This window comes from Amycolatopsis lexingtonensis (genome assembly GCF_014873755.1).
Lineage (GTDB): Bacteria > Actinomycetota > Actinomycetes > Mycobacteriales > Pseudonocardiaceae > Amycolatopsis > Amycolatopsis lexingtonensis.
The window spans coordinates 2,768,209-2,786,314 of the sequence record NZ_JADBEG010000001.1 but is presented as its reverse complement, the minus strand read 5'-3'; the positions used below and the strand labels follow the sequence as shown (position 1 = coordinate 2,786,314).

17 protein-coding genes are annotated in these 18,106 nt (G+C 72.7%); 4 read left to right on the top strand and 13 right to left on the bottom strand.

All coding sequences use genetic code 11. The features are described 5' to 3' along the window. Positions 1-16: 16 nt before the first annotated feature. The 11 genes from H4696_RS12650 to H4696_RS12600 are packed head-to-tail and all read right to left on the bottom strand — an operon-like array spanning position 17 to position 10,760. Complete coding sequence (locus tag H4696_RS12650; RefSeq protein ID WP_225955665.1) at positions 17-763, bottom strand: 4'-phosphopantetheinyl transferase family protein; 747 nt, start codon at positions 761-763, stop codon at positions 17-19. Then, on the bottom strand, positions 760-1,854 hold the full coding sequence (locus tag H4696_RS12645) for an acyl-CoA dehydrogenase family protein (protein WP_225955664.1): 1,095 nt from the start codon (positions 1,852-1,854) through the stop codon (positions 760-762). Before H4696_RS12645 ends, H4696_RS12650 begins: the two co-directional genes overlap by 4 nt. Beyond that, complete coding sequence (locus tag H4696_RS12640; RefSeq protein ID WP_086860460.1) at positions 1,847-2,998, bottom strand: acyl-CoA dehydrogenase family protein; 1,152 nt, start codon at positions 2,996-2,998, stop codon at positions 1,847-1,849. Before H4696_RS12640 ends, H4696_RS12645 begins: the two co-directional genes overlap by 8 nt. Next, entirely contained in the window at positions 2,995-3,246 is a 252-nt protein-coding gene (locus H4696_RS12635; RefSeq protein ID WP_086860462.1) for a phosphopantetheine-binding protein, read from the bottom strand. Before H4696_RS12635 ends, H4696_RS12640 begins: the two co-directional genes overlap by 4 nt. Positions 3,247-3,250: 4 nt before the next feature. Then, positions 3,251-4,528 carry a type III PLP-dependent enzyme domain-containing protein gene (locus H4696_RS12630; protein WP_086860464.1) on the bottom strand — a complete coding sequence of 426 codons (1,278 nt, stop codon included), beginning with the start codon at positions 4,526-4,528 and terminating at the stop codon, positions 3,251-3,253. Beyond that, a complete protein-coding gene (locus tag H4696_RS12625; protein ID WP_086860466.1) occupies positions 4,512-6,014 on the bottom strand; it encodes a class I adenylate-forming enzyme family protein in 1,503 nt (500 codons plus the stop codon). The genes H4696_RS12630 and H4696_RS12625 overlap by 17 nt, the downstream gene beginning before the upstream one ends. Then, a complete protein-coding gene (locus H4696_RS12620) occupies positions 6,011-7,114 on the bottom strand; it encodes an acyl carrier protein (protein WP_249027003.1) in 1,104 nt (367 codons plus the stop codon). Before H4696_RS12620 ends, H4696_RS12625 begins: the two co-directional genes overlap by 4 nt. Beyond that, positions 7,107-8,462 (bottom strand): TrpB-like pyridoxal phosphate-dependent enzyme, encoded by a 1,356-nt coding sequence (locus H4696_RS12615; protein WP_086860468.1) that lies wholly within the window; start codon positions 8,460-8,462, stop codon positions 7,107-7,109. Before H4696_RS12615 ends, H4696_RS12620 begins: the two co-directional genes overlap by 8 nt. Next, positions 8,459-8,746, bottom strand: a complete 288-nt coding sequence (locus H4696_RS12610) for an acyl carrier protein (protein WP_086860470.1) — start codon at positions 8,744-8,746, stop codon at positions 8,459-8,461. Before H4696_RS12610 ends, H4696_RS12615 begins: the two co-directional genes overlap by 4 nt. Continuing rightward, the gene (locus tag H4696_RS12605; RefSeq protein WP_086860477.1) at positions 8,743-9,495 is read right to left on the bottom strand and encodes an alpha/beta fold hydrolase; all 753 of its coding nucleotides are present in this window, start codon (positions 9,493-9,495) and stop codon (positions 8,743-8,745) included. Before H4696_RS12605 ends, H4696_RS12610 begins: the two co-directional genes overlap by 4 nt. Beyond that, on the bottom strand, positions 9,495-10,760 hold the full coding sequence (locus H4696_RS12600) for a glutamate-5-semialdehyde dehydrogenase (protein WP_192782269.1): 1,266 nt from the start codon (positions 10,758-10,760) through the stop codon (positions 9,495-9,497). Before H4696_RS12600 ends, H4696_RS12605 begins: the two co-directional genes overlap by 1 nt. Before the next feature lie 185 nt (positions 10,761-10,945). Here H4696_RS12600 and H4696_RS12595 point away from each other — a divergent pair, with 185 nt between their 5' ends. The 4 genes from H4696_RS12595 to H4696_RS12580 all read left to right on the top strand — a co-directional run bounded on the left by H4696_RS12595 (position 10,946) and on the right by H4696_RS12580 (position 15,225). After that, a complete protein-coding gene (locus H4696_RS12595) occupies positions 10,946-11,947 on the top strand; it encodes an aldo/keto reductase family protein (protein ID WP_086859900.1) in 1,002 nt (333 codons plus the stop codon). Between the two features lie 15 nt (positions 11,948-11,962). Continuing rightward, positions 11,963-13,018 (top strand): fatty acid desaturase family protein, encoded by a 1,056-nt coding sequence (locus H4696_RS12590; RefSeq protein ID WP_086859902.1) that lies wholly within the window; start codon positions 11,963-11,965, stop codon positions 13,016-13,018. Next, complete coding sequence (locus H4696_RS12585; RefSeq protein ID WP_086859904.1) at positions 13,005-14,342, top strand: O-acetylhomoserine aminocarboxypropyltransferase/cysteine synthase family protein; 1,338 nt, start codon at positions 13,005-13,007, stop codon at positions 14,340-14,342. Before H4696_RS12590 ends, H4696_RS12585 begins: the two co-directional genes overlap by 14 nt. 118 nt (positions 14,343-14,460) lie before the next feature. Beyond that, positions 14,461-15,225, top strand: a complete 765-nt coding sequence (locus tag H4696_RS12580) for a gamma-glutamyl-gamma-aminobutyrate hydrolase family protein (RefSeq protein ID WP_086859907.1) — start codon at positions 14,461-14,463, stop codon at positions 15,223-15,225. On the opposite strand, the gene yczE is transcribed toward H4696_RS12580, so the two are convergent. Beyond that, complete coding sequence (gene yczE / locus H4696_RS12575) at positions 15,174-15,803, bottom strand: membrane protein YczE (RefSeq protein WP_420831562.1); 630 nt, start codon at positions 15,801-15,803, stop codon at positions 15,174-15,176. The two genes, H4696_RS12580 and yczE, sit on opposite strands and share 52 nt — an antisense overlap. Before the next feature lie 62 nt (positions 15,804-15,865). Beyond that, entirely contained in the window at positions 15,866-18,091 is a 2,226-nt protein-coding gene (locus H4696_RS12570; RefSeq protein ID WP_086859910.1) for a molybdopterin-dependent oxidoreductase, read from the bottom strand. Between the last annotated feature and the right edge of the window lie 15 nt (positions 18,092-18,106).

Here is an 18,106-nt window from a genome sequence, read left to right as displayed (position 1 = left end):
CCGTTGTCGTGGTGGGTCACCAGGGTGGTGGGTGGAAGGCGCAGCTCAGCGGCACCGGCGACCGGGTGCGCAGGCTGAGCCAGGTGAAGCCGCCCCAGCGCCCGGACAGCGCGCCGGGCGGGACGTCGATCGACCAGGGCCGCCCGCCCAGCCCGGTGCCGGCGGCCTTGACGCACGCCTCCTGCACCGTCCACACCCAGGCGAACTCCTTCGCCCGCCGGGCCCGCGGCAGGGCGGCGACCGCCGGTGCGTGCGCACCGAGGCACCGGCGTACGGCGGAGTCGGTCAGCCGGTCCGGGGGCAGCTGGACGTCGACGCCCACCTCCCCGTGCGCGCAGACGGCCGCGGCGACCCGGTCCCCGTCGTGGGAGACCGTGATCCCGGGCAGCGCGGCATCCGGTGCGCCGGCCAGCCGGGGCTTGCCGGCCGGGTCGGCGCGGACGGGCAGCGCGGCCAGCTCGGGCCGGACCCGCCGGAGCAGCCGCCGCAGCAGACGCCGGCCGGCGAGGAACTCCGGGCGGTGCCAGGCCGGCCGGGTACGGGCTTCGGCGAGGTCGTCCGGGTGCGCGGGCTGATCGCCGAGGTCGGCGCGATCGGCGGAGGCGACCCAGACACCGGGTGCGACCTCGGCGCCCTCGACGGTCACTTCCGGGAGTGCGGCGTTCGCCCGGGAGAGCGCGGCCCCGGGGGCGGCACTTTCACGTGAAAGTGCGGCTCCCTGGTCGGCACTTTCACGTGAAAGTGCCGGATCGGCGGGGGTCATGAGCGCAGTTCCTCGAGCAGGGGGCCGGCGCCGTCGGCGATCGCGCCGAGCATCAGCTCCGTCACGCCGCCGCCGATGCCGAAGACCGCGGCCTCGGCGCGGAGCAGCTGGAGGCCGTCGTCGGCGAAGCCGTCGGCGCCGCGCCAGCGGGCGCAGCGGGACAGCACCTCGTCCGCGGTCAGCCCGATCGACGCCTTCAGCAGCGCCGCGCTCGTCGCGTCGTGTTCCGCCACCACCCGCTCGCCCAGTGCTTCATGCAGCGCGCGCAACGAGCGCACCCGCACCAGGCAGGCCGCGAACTCCTGGCGGACCGAATCGTGGTCCCACAGCGCGCGGCCGTCGATCTTCCGGCGGGTCAGCGCGTCCCTGGTCTCGGCCAGCACCCGGCTCGTGAGCGCTGCGGCCCACTGCGCGCCGGCGAGGCGTTCGGTGCCCATGTGCCGGGCGAACAAGGCCAGGCCACGTCCTTGACGGCCGAGCACCGCCGACGCGGGCAGCCGGACGCCGGAGAACTCGACGTGGCCGATGCCCGCGCCCGCGAGCAGCGTGGTCGTCGCGGGGGTGACCCGGACGCCCGCCGCGTCCGCCGGGACCAGGACCCAGGTGAAGGCGGTGAAGTGCCGGCCAGGCCGGTGGCGGGCCAGCACCAGGAAGTACGCGGCGCGGGTCGCCGTGGTCACCCACCGCTTCCCGCCGTCCAGCCGGACGGTGTCCCCGTCGATCTCGACCTCGGTGCCCAGCCCGGTGAGGTCGGAGCCGGCCGCCGCGGCGTCCGTGGCGGCCAGCGCGACCTCGCAGTCGCCGTCGGCGACCCGGTCGAACTCCGGACCGGTTCCGGCGGCCAGGATCGGCAACGCGCTGGCCGACTGCACCAGCACGCTCAACGTGATCCCGTTGTCGCCGCGGGCGTCGACCGCGCGCAGCGTGGCGGCGAGCCGCCCGGGATCGGCGACCAGGCCGGTCGGCGTGCGCTGCCGGTACTGGTCCCGCAGCACGCCGGCCGAGCCGAGCCGCTGCCACACCTGGGCGCCGCCGGCGTCCGGATCCACAGTGGACAGCACGTCGCCGTCCAGGATGGCGGTGTCAGGCAAAACGCACCTCCTGGTCGAGCAGGGTGAGCCGGCCGTCGGCGAGGTGCAGCCGGTCGTTGCTGTAGTTCAGCACCGCCGAACGCAGGTCCCGCAGCGACTGCTCGAGCCGTGTGGGGGAGTCGCGCAGGTAGCCGTGGCGCATCCCGACCGCGTCGACCAGCTCGTCGATCGCCCGGTAGCACTCCTCGGCGGCGGTGATCTTCACGGCGTTGATCAGCAGCTGCACCTTCGGCACGCTGAGGTCCGCGGTCGTCTCGACGACTTCACGGGCGTGCGAGATCAGTGCGTGCACGGTGTCCAGCCGCTGGCGCGCCCGCGACAGCCGCGTCATCAGCAGTTCCGAGCTCAGGTCCGTCTTGCCGCGGCTGCCGCGCAGGGACGCGATCACCCGCGACAGCGCCCCGGCCGCCGTGCCGAGCCAGCAGGACGCCCAGCCGAGGTGGGCCATCGGCCCGAACACGGTCGTCACGATGGTGTGGAAGTCGCCGTGCCGCCCGATCACCTGGTGCGCGGGCAGCCGGCCGCGCAGCTTCATGGCGCCGCTGTCGCTGGCCCGCATGCCCAGCGGGTTCCAGCCGCCGGCCGGCTCGATCTCCACCTGCGCTCGGGACGCGTAGACCAGCGAAACCTGGTTGTCCGCCTCGGAATCCGGGGAGCGCATGGTGATCAGGAACCCGTCGGCCTGCCTGCCCCCGGTGACGATCGGGGCGAAGCGGTCGACGAGCAGCTCCCCGTCGCGCCAGGCCGCGGCGGACTCGGCGGTCAGCAGGTGCCCGCCCTTGCCCGCCTCGGTGGTGACCGAGCCGAGGTAGAGCCGGCCCGCGGCGATCTCGGGCACCAGTTCGGCGCGCAGCTTGCCGTCGGCGTGCGCGAGCACGGCGGCGACCTGCTGGCAGTGCATCGCGAAGATCATCGCCAGCGACATGTCCACCCGGCCCAGCTCGGTGCTCGTCTCGAGCACGTCGGCCAGCGACCCGCCGAGCCCGCCGTCCTCGGCGGGCACCTGCAGCCCGAGCAGGCCGGTGGCGCGCAGCTCTTCGAGCGCCTCGACCGGGAACGTCGCTTCGTCGTCGGTCCGGCGGACGTGCTCCTCGGCGACCTTGGTCACGCGCCCGACGAGTTCCGCCAGCGGGGCGGTGGTCACGACGACACCTCCTGGCGCTCGAGCTGGGCCTGCACCGCGGTCCACAGCGTGCCGCCGGTGGCGAAGGTGGCGTCGGTGATGTCCTCGTCCGGCAGGGAGACGCCGAAGACGTCCTCGATCTCGAACAGCACGTTGATCGACTGCATCGAGTCCAGCCCGCACTCCCGCAGGGAGTCGTCCGGGCCGAGTTCGCGGCCGTTGAGGAACTTGAGGTACGGGGTGAGCAGTTCGGCCATGCGGGGGTCCATCGGTTCACTCCTCATCTTCGGGGTCAGTGGTCCTGACCAGTTCCACGCGGGAGGTCCGCGCGGGGGTGCCGGGGCGGTCGCCGTCGACGACGACCTCCGCCGGCAGGGGGTGGCCCAGGAAGGCCACGAGGCTCGCGTAGAGCCCGTAGGCGCCGACGTTCGGCACCGCGACCAGGTCGCCGGGGCTCAGCTCGGGCAGCCGCGCGCCGCGGGACCAGGTGTCCAGCGGGGTGCACAGCGGGCCGGCCACGAGCGCGTCCAGCGCGTCCGGCCCGGCCGGGCCGAGCAGGCGGGGCGCGAGCGGGGGCAGCCGCCGCATCCCCGACATGCCGCCGAGGTGGTTGATGCCCGACTCCAGCACGACGATGTCCTTGCCGTGCGAGCGCTTGACGTCCAGCACCGCCGTGACGAGCGTGCCCGCCGTGCCGACCAGGTAACGGCCGGATTCGAACACGACTTCCGGGCCCTGCTCGCGCCAGCCCGGCAGCTGTTCGCCGAGCAGCGCTTCGAGCTCTTCGCGCAGGCCCGGCAGTTCGACCGCCGTCCCGTCCTTCGCGAACGGCGCGCCGAACCCGCCGCCGAGGTCGAGGGTCCGGAAGCGGACCCCGTGCGGCGCCAGGGCTTCCCGCAGTTTCGCGGCGGTGTCCAGCGCCCGGCGGAACTGCCCGGTCAGGTCGGCCACCTCGGTGAGGTTGGTGCCCATGTACAGGTGCAGCCCGGACGCCTCGGCGTGCTCGCCCCCGGCGAAGCGGGCGGGCTCGGCGAGGATCCAGCCGGTGTCGGCGCCGAACTGCGACGGCACCCCGGTCATCGCCAGGCCCTGGCCGGGCACTGGCTGGTCGTCGTTGACGCGCAGCAGGTACCGGGCGCGGACGCCGGCCGCACCGGCGAGCCGGTCGAGCTGGGTGATGGCGTGCGGGGAGTCCACGGAGAACTCCCGCACCCCGGCGCGCAGGGCCGCCGCGATCTCGGCGTCCCGCTTGGCGGGACCGGTGTAGAGCACCTGCGAACCCGGCCAGCCGGCGTCGAGCGCGGCGCGCAGTTCGCCGGAGGAGCAGACCTCCGGGCGCGCACCGGCTTCGCGCAACACGGTGAGCACGTCCGGGTGCGGGTTGGCCTTGAGCGAGTACAGCAGGCCGGTGCCGCGGGGCAGGGCGCCGTCGAGCCGCCGGTGGTTGCGCCGGACCTCGGCGAGGTCGTAGACGTAAGCGGGGGTGGGCAGGCCGGTGAGTTCGCCGGGCAGGTCCGCGAGCCCCGCGTTGCGTTCAGCGAGCAGCTCCACTGGACACCTCCTCGGCGATCGAGGCCAGTGCCTTGCGATCGACCTTCCCGTTGCCGGTCAAGGGAAGCGTCTCCACGCGCAGGCAGCTCGCCGGGATCTTGAACTCCTCGATCCGCGTGCGCATGCCGTCGAGCACGCCCTCGGGGGCCAGCTCGCCGGTGACGAACAGCCAGGCCGGGCGGGTGTCCTTCGGGACCAGCACGGCGGCTTCCCGGACGCCGGGCACTCCCCGCGCCGCGGTCTCGACCTCGGTCGCGCTGACGCGGAACCCGCGTTCCTTGTAGATGTCGTCGCGGCGGCCGTCGAAGTAGAGGTAGCCCTCCTCGTCGAGCCGGCCGTAGTCGCCGGTGCGCAGCTCGGGGAACAGCCCGTCCACCCGCGGGAACTTCTCGGCGGTGAGCTCCGGGCGCCGCCAGTACCCGGCCATCACGTTCGGGCCGCGCACGACGATCTCGCCGACCTCGCCGGCGGGCAGCCGCTCGCCGTTCTCGCCGATCACGAAGACCTCGGTGCCGGGCAGGGCCCGGCCGCTGGACCCGGGCCGCTCCAGGTCGCCGTCCACCGGCATGATGGTGGCCCGCTTGCACTCGGTCAGCCCGAACATCAGCTGCACCCGCAGGCTCGGAATGGCCTGGCGCAAGGATTCCAGTGTGCCGGTGGGCATCGCCGCGCCGGTGTTGGTGAGCAGCCGCAGTGCCGGCGCGGGCTTCGGGCGGCGCCGCAGCAACGCGCTGAGCGCTTCGGCGACGGCCGGGACGGCGGGCAGCACGGTCGCACCGGAGTCCACCAGGTTGCGGACCAGCGACGGCCCGACCTCGGTGGGCGCGCCCAGCACCAGGTTCGACCCGGCCGTGACGGACAGGAACACCTGGTACAGCCCGTAGTCGAAGGACAGCGGCAGCGGGCTGTAGACCACGTCGTCGGTGCGGTACTCCAGCACCGAGGCGATCGCCCCGGTGGCGAACAGCAGCTGCTGGTGGGTGCTGACCACGGCCTTGGGCAGGGACGTGGTGCCCGAGGTGTAGATCAGGCACACCGGGTCGACCGGCAGCGGGGGAGCGGGTAGGTCGACGTCCCGCCCGGGACCGGCGGCCAGCTCCTCCACCGAGACCGCCGGGACGCCGGCCGTTTCGGCCGACCGCCGCACGTCTTCGTCGCCGGTCACCACCAGCACCGGCTCGGAGTCCGCGAGCACGTGGTCGAGGCTGGCGCCGCGGACCTGTTCGTGCAGCAGGGAAAACGCGACGCCGGCGCGGGCGGCGCCGAAGACCACGGCGGGCAGCAGCGCGCTCGCCGGTGCGTTGATCAGCAGCCGGTCCCCGCGGTGGGTACCGCGGTCGGCGAGCGCCGCGGCGACCCGCTTCGCGGCGGCGGAAAGTTCGTCGTAGGTCACGGAGCTGCCGCGGCAGGTCAGCGCGGTCCGGTTGGGCCACAGCCGGGCGGCGTGGTCGAGCAGCTCGTGGAGCACTCGCGGTGCGTAGGTCATCGGCTTCCTCCAGCGGCCACGACGGCCCGGCAGAGGCCGTCGACGTGGGTGAGTTTTTCCGGGACCAGGTCCTCGGCGGCGAACTCGACGCCGAGGTCGCTTTCGAGCCGCTCGACGATCTCCATCATGCGGAACGAGCTGAAGCCCGGGATGTCGCCGAGCGTGCGGGCGTCCGCGGGGGGCTCGGTGCCCAGCACGGTCCCGATCACCGCGGTGACGGACTCGCGGACCGTCAGCGGCACCTCGATGGTGTCCACTGTGGACGGCGTCGCGGTCTCGGTGGGGCCGCCGAACGCCGTGTGGTCGGTGGCGAGGCACTCGGCGAGGCGGGGGAACAGCGCACGCGGCTCCTCCCGGCCCGCGGCGACCCGGCGGCTCGCCAGGTAGACCTGCTTCGCGATCGCGTCCCACTCGTCCAGGTGCGCCCGCACCGCGTTCGGGTCCAGGCCCATCGCGGCGGCGTGCAGGCGGCGGCTGCGGGTCAGCAGCCAGGTCTGCAGGGTCAGTCCCCGCAACGCCCGCACGCGGTCGGGGTGGTCGGCGTAGGTCGCCACGAACGTGCCGGCGTCGGTCAGCTCCACCAGCGGCGTGCGCTCGGTGACGGGCTCCCCGGCGACCAGGTCGAACACCAGCGCACCCTCGGGCAGCGCTTCGGCGAGCCCCGCGTGGCCGAGCCTCCACTCGCCCGGCCGGGCCGCGCCCCACTCGGTGTCGTTGTGGTAGCCGTCGACGACCTTGACGCCGTCGTCGGCCGGCTCGACCAGGAAGCTGTGCTCCAAGTGCTTCTTCCGGTGGTACGGGACCCAGGGCAGGTGGAAGGCGTCCGCCACGACGTAGCAGCCGGGGCCGGGTTCGAGCGCGTCGGCGGAGGCGATCTGCCGGCGCCGGGTGACGCGCAAGCCGAGCAAGTCGGCGGATTCGGTCACGTGGTCGTCGACCCGCGGCTCGACGGTGGGCAGCCCGTCCGCGCCCGGACGCGGCCAGAAGCGCAGGACCCGGCCCAGCGCGAGGTGCGTGCCCTCGCCGTGGCAGCGGTCGGCCAGCTCGGCCAGGTTGACCTGGACGCAGTCGAAGAGGCGGTGGTCCATCGGCTCAGACACCACGGCCACCCCCCACGACCGCGAGGCCGGACACCGGCCGCAACCGGTCCATCGCCGACACCAGTGCCTGCTCCTCGGGCGGCTCGGTGGTGAGCTCCCCGTCGAGCAGCTGCTGGTAGGCGGACAGGTCCAGGTAGCCGTGCCCGCTGACGCAGGCGACCACGCCGCGCGACGATCCGCCGTCGGTGGCCAGGCGCGCGGCGACGGCCAGGGCGTGCCCCGACTCCGGTGCCGGGAGCACCATCTCCGACCGCGTGAAGGTCTGGCCCGCTTGCAGCGCTTCGACCTGCCCGACGGCTTGGGCGGTGACCTGGTCGCGGTGCCGCATCGCGGAAATGACCTTCGCGGCGCCGTGGAAGCGCAGGCCCGCCGAGTGCGAGTCGGGGATCGGGTAGCTGCTGCCGATCGTGTACATCGCTTCCATCGGGCTGACCCCGGTGGCGTCGGTCTTGTCGTAGGCGTACACACCGCGCGTCAGCTTCGGAGTGGTGCTCGACTCGGCAGCCACCAGCTGCGGGCATTCCGCGCCGGTCGTGGCGGCGTCGGCGAAGAAGGGGAGTGCGATCCCGCCGAAGTTCGAGCCGGCGCCGACGCAGCCGACGACCGAGTCCACGGTGGCCTCCAGCTCGGCGAGCTGCTCGATGGCCTCCAGCCCGATCACGGACTGGTGCAGGATGCTGTAGGTCTCGCCGCTGCCGATGCAGAACGCGGCCCCTTCGGTGCGCCCGGCGTACTCGACGGCTTCGCCGATCGCCAGCGCGAGGCTGTTCACCCCGCCGCCGATGCGGGCGGCGACGTCGGTCAGGTCGCTCGGGCTGGCGTGCACGGTGGCGCCGAGGGCCCGCATCAGCGTGCCCCGGTACGGCTTCTTCTGCAGGCTCGTGCCGACCATGAACACGCGGCAGCGCAGCCCGAACATCGAGCAGGCGGCGGCGAGCGCGGTGCCCCACTGCCCGGCCCCGGTGCCCGTGACCAGCTCCTTGACGCCGGCCTTGGCGTAGTAGTGGGCCTGGGCGAGCGCGGTGTTCAGCTTGTGGCTGCCGGAGATGTTGCCGCCCTCGTACTTGACGTAGATCGGTACCCGCGCGCCGACGGCGTCCTCGAACCGGCGGGCCCGCCACAGCGGGGTGGGCCGGAAGCTGCGGTAGGCGTCGAGCACTTCGGCGGGGATGTCCCAGAACTCGCGGTTCTGGGAGGACTGGCGCACCAGCGCGAACGGCAGGTTCACCGAGACACCGCCGTCCGGGCCGCCGCCGGCGGGCGACTCCGGGCTCTGGTCCGGGGGCAGCGGCTCGTCCAGGTGGGGCAGTACGCTGCGCCAGCTGGTGGGGAGGGAGACCGTGTTCATCGCAGCGCCTCCGTCCCGCTCGCGCCTTCGGCGACGACGTCGACGAGGTCGTCGACCGTCTTGAACGTGCGGCCGACGAACAGGTCGTCGGGCAGCGTCACGTCGAGCGCGTCCTCCAGGTGCACCAGCATGCCGACGAACCCGAGCGAGTTGAGGTGCAGCAGGTCGCCGTTGAGCGGCTCGTCGTCCTTGATCTCCTCCGGCGCGAGCGAAAGCCGCGATTCGGCGATCACGACGCGTTTCACCGAGTCGGATACGGTTTCGCGATCTGGTCCGTTCGTCATCCTTTTCCTCCTGTTTCCGGGGATCGGGTGGGTGTTTCACTGAGGAATTCGTCGAGGTGGCCGATTACGGCGGGAAGCGCTTTCCTGTCGAAAACGTCGAAATGACCGCACGCCAGTTCGCGGACCCGCAGCCGTGTGGACAGCCGCGTCCAGTTCTCGACCTGGGTCCGGCGGTGCGGGCTCGCGCAGGCCATCAGCAGCGCGGGGCCGGGGTGGGTGCGGGTCACCCGGTGCCGTCCCGAGGCGGTGATGTGCGCGTGGGCGGTCGCTTCGGCCCATCGCCGGTCGCGGGGCGCGACCCGGGCGTGCACCGACCGCATGATCCGCTCGACGACCGCGGCCCGGTGGGCCGTGCCGAACTCGTCGCGGCGGGTGAAGCTGTCGATCATCACCACCGCGGGGGCGGGCCCGGTCGCGGACAGGCGGGCGCCCAGTTCCCAGGCGAGTACCCCGCCCATCGACCAGCCCACCAGGAGTTCCGGGCGGCGGGGCAGGCCGGCCAGCAGCGGCAGGTACCGCTCGGCCATCGTCTCGACGTCGTCGTCGGGCCGCTCGCCGGCGAACAGGCCGTCGGCGCGGATCCCGCTCACCGCGTGCCGGCGGGCCAGCCGCACGGCCAGCGGCGTGTACGGGCTCAGGCCGCCGCCACCGGGGTGCACGAGGACCGCCTGCGACGCCCGCGGGCGTTGGCTGAGCGGAAGCAGCAGTGGCGGTGCGGGAGCGGCCGCGAGCTGCGCCTGGGCGGGCATCAGCTCGCCTCGCGCAGCCGGCCGTTGGCCTCGACCACCCAGCAGTAGTTCACCAGCGCGGCCAGGGTGATCGGCCCGCGGGCGTGCAGCCTGCTGGTGCTGATCGCGATTTCCGAGCCCAGCTCCAGCGTCGGGCCGTCGTTGAGCCGCAGGGAACCGTTGACGACGATGGTGGCCGCGTCCACCCGGTCGGTGAACTCGGCGGTGACCGCCGGGTCGGTGGCGGCGATCGCCTCGCTGTGGCCGGAACCGTGGCGCTGGATGAACTCCACGGCCTCGCCGGGGGAGTCCACGGCCACCACGCCGACCGTGCTGTCGAGGAATTCGCGGCCGAGGTCGTGCTCGCCCAGCTCGGTCACCTGCCAGTCGCCGGTGGTTTCCGGCCGCCGGAGGCCTTCGCCGACCCGGATGGTCAGCGGTCGGCCGTCGCGGCGGGCGCCGTCGAGCAGCGCCGCCACGAAGTCGTCGGCCACCGGCCGGTCGACCAGCGCGACCTCGAGGGACGTGCACCCGGCCGGGGCGGGCAGCTTGCTGTCCAGCGCGATCGCGACCGCCTCGGCCAGGTCGGCGCTCGAGTGCACGTAGAGGTGGTTGACGCCGCCGCCGCTGGCCAGCACCGGGATGGTGCTTGCGCGGTGGCAGTAGTCGATGAGCGACGGGCTGCCGCGGGGGATGAGTACGTCGATGGCGTCGGGCCGGCGCAGCAGGTCCCGCAGCACCGCGCGGCTGGGGTCGTCCAGCACGGTGACCAGGCTCGCCGGCAGCCCCGCCTCGTCCAGCGCGGCGGTGATGGCGGCGCCGAGCTCGACGTTGGTCCGCGCGATCTCCTTGCCACCACGCAGGATCACCGCGTTGCCGGCGGCGACGTTGAGCAGCGCGCCTTCGACGGTGACCGTGGGGCGGGCCTCGAAGATCATCAGCACCACGCCCAGCGGCCGCGGCACGCGGTGCCGCAGGCCCCAGTCGCCGATCGGCGTCCCGGGCGGGCGGCTGGTCAGCTCGTCCAGCTCGCCGGCGACCGTAGAAGTCATGGTGACCAGGCCGTCGAGGTGGTCTTCGGTCAGCCGGAGCCGGTCGACGAGCACGTCGGGCAGGCCCTGGTCCCGCGCTCGTCCCACGTCGGTGTCGTTGGCTTCGCAGATCCGTGGCCACGCGGCGGTGAGCCGGTGCGCCAGTGCGGTGCAGAACCGCCCGTACGCCTCGTTGCCCAGCGGCGGGGCCGCGGTGGTCGCCGCACGTGCGGCACCGATGATCTTGTCGACCATTGTTCTCCCGATCTCGATTTCCCCCTGGCAGATACCTCACGCTCTCAGCGGAAAATGATCTGGGCAAATGTGATCATGGACCGGTTGATCGGCTCATCAATAGTTTTGATGACCCCATTCGCGGCCCCTTGATCTCGCGTTTCAAACGTTGACTACACAGAAATTTGCTTGGAGGGTCGTAAGGCATGGAACATCGTCGACTTGGCCGCAGCGGCCTCTCAGTGAGCAGGATTTCCTACGGCAACTGGATCACCCACGGGTCGCAAGTGGCCGAGGAACAAGCCAGGAAATGCGTGGAAGCGGCGCTGGACGCCGGGATCACCACGTTCGACACCGCCGACATGTACGCCAACACCCGCGCCGAAGAGGTGCTGGGGCGGGCGCTGTCGGGTCTCCGCCGGGAGAGCCTGGAGATCTGCACCAAGGTCTACTGGCCGACCGGCCCCGGCGGCCCCAACGACCAGGGACTGGGACGCAAGCACATCATGGAGTCCGCGCACGGCTCCCTGCGCCGGCTCCAGACCGACTACCTCGACCTCTACCAGGCCCACCAGTTCGACCCGACGGTCGAGCTGGAGGAGACCATGCTGGCCTTCGCCGACCTGGTGCGCCAGGGCAAGATCCTCTACGTCGGCGTCTCGGAGTGGACCGCCGAGCAGATCACCCGCGCCGCCGCGCTGGCCCGCGAGCTGCGCGTACCGCTGATCTCCAGCCAGACGCAGTATTCGATGCTGTGGCGGGTCATCGAGGCGCAGGTCATCCCGGCCTGCGAGCGCGAGGGCATGGGCCAGCTCGTCTGGTCGCCGATGGCACAGGGCGTGCTGACCGGGAAGTACCTGCCGGGCAAGCAGCCCCCGGCCGGCTCCCGCGCCACCGACGGCGAGGGAAGCGGTTACATGGTGCGCTGGCTGCAGGACGACGTGCTGCGCCGCGTGCAGGAACTGCGGCCGGTCGCCGAGCAGCTCGGCCTGACCATGGCGCAGCTGGCGCTGGCCTGGGTGCTGCAGAACCCCAACGTCGCCACCGCGATCACCGGTGCCTCGCGCCCCGAACAGCTCACGGACAACCTCAAGGCCGTGGACGTCGTGCTCGACCCCGCGGTGATGCAGAAGATCGACGAGCTGCTCGACGGCGTCAGCCGCTTCGACCCGACGTTCATCGGCGTGCCGCTGACCGCCCTCGTCTGACTCCAGGGAGCACGCGTGTCCGAGACCGAGTGGGCCTACGACGGGAAGCGCTACCGGATGCACCGCTTCCCCGCCGACGTGCGGGCCCGGATGAAACCCCTCAACCGCAGCGACAACTGGCACGCCGCACTGGCCTGGCTCGAGGACGCCGCCTGGATCGCGGCCTGCGTTTGGCTCTGCGTGGCCGTTTCGTGGTGGTGCTACCCGCTCGCCGTGCTGATCATCGGGGCCCGGCAGCGGGGGCTGTCCACGATCCTGCACGACTGCGCCCACGGCGTCGGCGCGGCCGACCACCGGGTGCGGATGCTGCTCGGCACCGTGCTCACCGCGTACCCGATCTTCCAGCAGCACTACGCGTACAAGGTTTCGCACGTGTTCACCCACCACCCGCGGCTGGGCGACCCGGACCGCGACCCGGACCTGCGGTTCTTCATCGAGCAGGGCGCCTACCGGGCCGCCTCGCCGCGGACCTACGTGCGCCGCGTGGTGCTGATGCCGTTGTTCGGCACGCAGACCTGGGCCTACCTGCGCTACCTGGTCCGCAACCGCTATCGGGTGCTGCGCGAAGGCCGCGCCCAGGAAGCGTCCCAGGTCCGGCGCGGCAGGCGGCTGCTCGACCGCGCCGGGTTCTGGGGCTTCTGGGCCGCCGTCGCCGGGGTGTGCTGGGCACAGGGCTGGACGACCGAGCTGCTGCTGTTCTGGTTCGTGCCCTACCTGACCAGCTTCCAGATCCTGGGCTGGTACATCGAACTCTCCGAGCACACGCCGCTCGTCCGCGATGCCCGCGTCGACCTGCACATGACGCGCAACCGCAAGAGCCGCGGCTGGGAGAAGTTCCTGACCGGCATCCACAACGACAACTACCACCTGGAACACCACCTCGATCCGCGCACGCCGTTCTGGAACCTCGGCAAGGCGAGGCGGGTGCGGCTGGCCGATCCGGATTACGCCGCGGTCGACGCCGTGCTGGGCGGGCTGTTCACCCGGGGACCGCAGGGCCAGCCCAGCGCCGTCAGCGCGATCGTCACGTCCATGTCCGAACCGAGGGAGCTGTCCCATGCCGGTCACTGACCGCCCCGCCGCCGCGCCGAAGGACTTCCGGCGGCCCGAATCCGCCGTGATGCACGCGGGTGCCGAGCTGCGCGCCGGCCCGACCGCGCCGGTGATCACGCCGATCTTCCAGACCGCGGCCTACGAGCTGCCCGGCACCGGGGCCGCCGCCGGCATCTTCGACCTGAGCGAGGACGGGCACGCCTACACCCGCCTCAACAACCCGACCTGCGACGTGCTCGAAGCGCGGATCGCCGCCGTCGACGGCGCGCCGGCCGCGCTGGCCGTCTCCACCGGCCAGGCCGCGACCACCGTCGCCCTGCTCAACCTGTGCCAGGCCGGGGACAACATCGTCAGCTCCGACGAGCTCTACGGCGGCACGTGGAACCTGCTGGCCAACACCTTCGCCCGCTTCGGCGTCGAAACCCGGTTCGTCAGCCCGGAAGACCCGAAGAACTTCGCCGCCGCCACGGACGAGCGCACCCGCGCCTACTTCGGCGAAACGCTGCCCAACCCGAAGCTGCGCATCTTCCCGATCGAAGACGTCGCCGGGCTCGCCGAACAGGCGGAAGTGCCGCTGGTACTGGACAACACGCTGCTCCCGATGGTCTGCAACCCGCTGGACTTCGGCGCGAACATCCTGGTCTATTCGGCCACGAAGTACATCGGCGGCCACGGCAGCGCACTGGGCGGGCTCATCGTGGACGGCGGCACCTTCGACTGGCCGCGCCACGCCGAGCGCCACCCGCTGCTGACCGAGCCCGACCCCGCGCACGGCGGCGCGGTGTGGACCGAGACCGGCGCCGGGCTCGACAGCGCGCTGGGCCGCAGCCCCTACCTGCTCAAAGCGCGGGAAACGCTGCTGCGCGACCTCGGGGCGTGCCTGAGCCCGTTCAACGCGTTCCTGCTCATCCAGGGCATCGAGACGCTGCCGCTGCGGATGCGCGCGCACGGCGAAAACGCGGCCGCGGTCGCGAAGTTCCTCGACGCGCACCCGGCGGTGTCCTCGGTCAGGCACCCGACCCTGGCCGGCGGCGAGCAGCGGGAGCTGCTGCGGCGCTACCTCGGCGGCAACGGCGGCCCGCTGGTGCAGTTCGAGCTCGACGGCGGGCAGGAGGCGGGCAGCCGGTTCATCGAAGCGCTCCGCCTGTTCGCGCACGTCACCAACATCGGCGACGTCCGGTCGATGGCCACGCACCCGGCGTCCACCACGCACGCCCAGCTGCCCGAGGCCGACCAGCTCGCGGCCGGCGTGACCCCGGGTTCGATCCGGCTTTCGCTGGGCCTGGAGCACCCCGACGACCTGCTCGAAGACCTCGCCCGCGCCCTGGAGCGGGCCCGGTGACCGCCTCGCGAGACGTCTTGAATGAGTCATTCAGGACCTCCGAAGACCTGAATGACTCATTCAAGACGTTGGCGGATCGCGGCGACGCGACTTTGCCGGGGCCGTGGGAGCGGGTCCGATGAGCGCCCGGCCGCTGGTCGCGCTCGCGGCGTCGGCCGAACCGGTCGACGAGGTCCCGCACGTCGCGGTGCGCGAGGTCTACGCCCGGGCGCTGGAACGGGTTTCCGGCTGCGCGGTGGCTGTCGTCGGCGGCCCCGCGCCGCACTTGGTGGAGGTGCTGGACCGCTTCGACGGCGTCGTGTTCGGTGGGCACCAGATCGACGTGGACCCGGCCCGCTACGGCGGCCGTCCCCGGCCGGCCCCGGTGGACCCGGACCGCGACGAACTCGCGCTGCGGGTGCTGCCCGCGGCGCTGCGGGCGGGCATTCCGGTGCTGGGGATCTGCCGCGGGCTGCAGGAGCTCAACGTCGCACTGGGCGGCACCCTGCGCGACCTGCCCGGCGACAGTCATCGAGAGGACCTTTCCCAGCCGCGGGACCGGCAGTACCGGCCCGCGCACGAGGTCGACCTCCCCGCGGGCGGCATGCTGCGGCAGCTGCTGGGCTACGCGCGCGTGTCGGTCAATTCCTTGCACCACCAGGCCATTGACCGGATCGCGCCGGACCTGCGGGTGGAGGCGGTGGCCGCCGACGGCGTGGTCGAGGCCGCGTCGGCGGGCGACGGGTTCTGCCTCGCGGTGCAATGGCACCCCGAGTGGTACGCCGAGACGGACCCGGTCTCCACGGCGATCTTCCATGAATTCGGCGTCGCGGCCCGGCTGGCGGCCGTGCGTCAGGGCTTTCCCTCGCGGCGGCCCATGTCCAGCATCGGGATGAACAGCTGAGCGAGCGGCCCGATCGCGCAGGCGTAGAGCACGGTCCCGATCCCGACGGTGGCGCCGAGCAGGAACCCGATGACCAGCACGGCGATCTCGATGCCCCAGCGCACCGCCCAGATCGGGTACCCGCGCTGGGCAAGCCCGGTCATCAGCCCGTCCCGCGGCCCGGGGCCGGCCTGCGCGCCGATGTAGCAGCCGGTGGCGAACCCGTTGAGCACGATGCCCGCGATGAGCACGACCCAGCGCACCCAGAGGTGCCCGAACGGCGGCAGCAGCGCCAGCGCGAGGTCCATCGAGGTGCCGACGAGCAGGACGTTGCACAGCGTGCCGAGCCCGGGCTTCTGCCGCAGCGGAATCCACAGCAGCAGCACGGCGGCGCCGATCAGGTTGGTCCAGACCCCGATGCTGAGCCCGGCCGTGCGGGTCAGCCCCTGCGCGAGCGCGTCCCAGGGTTCGACCCCGAGCCCGGCGGCGACCACCATGGCGTCGCTGACGCCGTAGAGCACGAGGCCGATGAGCAGCTGGGACACCCGGCGGACCGGCCGGCCGGGCGGTACGAGTGGCGACTGCACCAGTTCGGCCACCCGCACGCGTGCTCCCCCTCCGTTTCACCGGCACTCCGCCCTGCCAGGGTAACGGCAAGGCGTCATCGACGTCGTCTCAAGACCGGTGCACGCAGGACCTGCACCTCCGGAACCGGGCCCTCGAAGCGCTCGACGTCGACAGCCGCGTGCTGACCCGCGCACCCTTGGGACAGCCGCGACGACGGGATGTCCGCGGTGAGGACGTTCGGATTTCCGTGCGTGCACAGCGGTCCGCCCACGTGATCCTCGACAGGGTCGAACCACGCACCGGTCGGGAGCTGGACGACGCCGGGCCGCAACGCGTCGTCCAGGACCGCGCCCGCCAGGCAGGCGCCGCGGTCGTTGAACACCCGGACCACGTCGCCCGCTTCGATGCCGCGCGCGGCCGCGTCGGTGGGGTTGAGGCGGATCGCCTCGCGGCCGGCCACCTTGCCGGCCAGGCTCGTGGCGCCGGCGTCGAGCTGGCTGTGCAGCCGGGTGTGCGGCTGGTTCGCGATCAGCCACAGCGGACCGGTTTCGCTCGGCGACAGCCAGACCGGGTGGCCGGGGCAGTCCGGGTAACCGAACCCCGCGACGGTCGCCGACGTGATCTCGATGCGGCCGCTCGGGGTGTGCAGGGGGTGGGCGTCCGGGTCCGCGCGGAAGTCCGCGAACAGGGTGTGGTGCTCGGGGCCGGGCGGGAGCCGCAGCTCGCCCGCGGCCCAGAACTCCTCGAACGAAGGGGAATCGCGCCAGCCGCGGTAAAGGTGCTGCAGCCACTGCCGGGCGGACCGGCCTTCGGTGAACGCCTCGGCGACGCCGAGCCGAAGAGCCAATCCGGCGAAGATCTCGTAGTCGTCCCGCGCTTCCCCGGCGGGGTCGGCGATCCGGTGCATGGCGATCACGTGCGTGTCGCGGCGGCCGGAGCCGATGTCCTCGCGTTCCAGCGCCGTCGTGGCGGGCAGCACGATGTCGGCGTGCCGCGCGGTGGCTGTCCAATGAGGATCGTTCACGACGACGGTGTCCGGGCGGGTGAAGGCGCGGCGCAGGCGGTTGAGGTCCTGGTGGTGGTGGAACGGGTTGCCGCCCGCCCAGTGCACGAGCCGGATGTCCGGGTAGCGCCGGGTTTCGCCGTTGTAGTCGTAGGTCTCGCCCGGGTGCAGCAGCAGGTCGGCGATCCGCGCGACCGGGATGTACTCGCCGACCGGGTTGACGCCCTGGGGCAGCGCGGGTATCCGCAGCTCGGGACCGGTGTCGCCGACGTCGCCCATCGAGCCGTAGCCGTGGCCGAACCCGCCGCCGGGCAGGCCGATCTGGCCGAGCAGCGCGGCCAGCGCGATGCCCGCCCACACCGGCTGCTCGCCGTGCTCGGTGCGCTGCAGCGACCACGTGACGGTGATCAGCGTCCGGTGCGCGGCCATTTCCCTGGCCAGCGCGACGATGTCGGCGGCCGGGATGCCGGTGATCCCGGCCGCCCAGTCCGGGTCCTTGTCGAGCAGGTAGCGCTCGAACTCCGCGTAGCCGACGCAGTAGCGGTCCAGGAAGTCCTTGTCGTGCAGGCCTTCGACGACGAGCGTGTGCGCGAGCGCGAGCATCAGCGCGGTGTCGGTCGCGGGCCGGATCGGGTACCAGCGCGTGTCTATTGTGGACGGCACGTCGTCGCGCAACGGGCTGACGAGCGCGACGCGGCCACCGAACCGCGCGAGGTGGCCGGGGGTGCCGTGGACCGTGACCCCGCCGGGTGTGACGAAGACGTTCTTCTCCGGCACGCCGCCGAACGCGACGATCAGCTCGGTGTGCGCGGCGATCGTCGGCCAGGTCGACGCCTGGCGCAGCACCGCGTGCGCGTCGCCGACGACGTGCGGCAGGAGCACCGACGACGTGCCGTTGCTGTAGGTGTTCCGCGCCGACGTGAAGCCGCCGATGGTGTTCAGGAAGCGGTGCAGCTGACTCTGCGCGTGGTGGAACCGGCCGGCGCTGGCCCAGCCGTAGGAGCCGCCGAAGATCGCCTGGTTGCCGTGCTCGGTCCGGACGCGGTCCAGTTCGGCGGCCAGCAGGTCGAGCACCTCGTCCCACGGCAGCTCGACGAACTCGTCGCGGCCCCGGCGCTCGTCCGGCGCCGGCCCGCCTTCGAGCCAGCCGCGGCGGACCGCCGGCCGGGCCACCCGGGTGGGGTGGTCCAGCGCGGCGGCCAGGTTGCCCAGCAGGGGCGACGGTGCCGGGTCGGCGGGGTGTGGTTCGACGCGCAGCCTGCCGTCGGGGCCGACCTCGGCCGAGAAGGCTCCCCAGTGCGATGTGCTCGGCTTCATGCTTCGACGGTAACC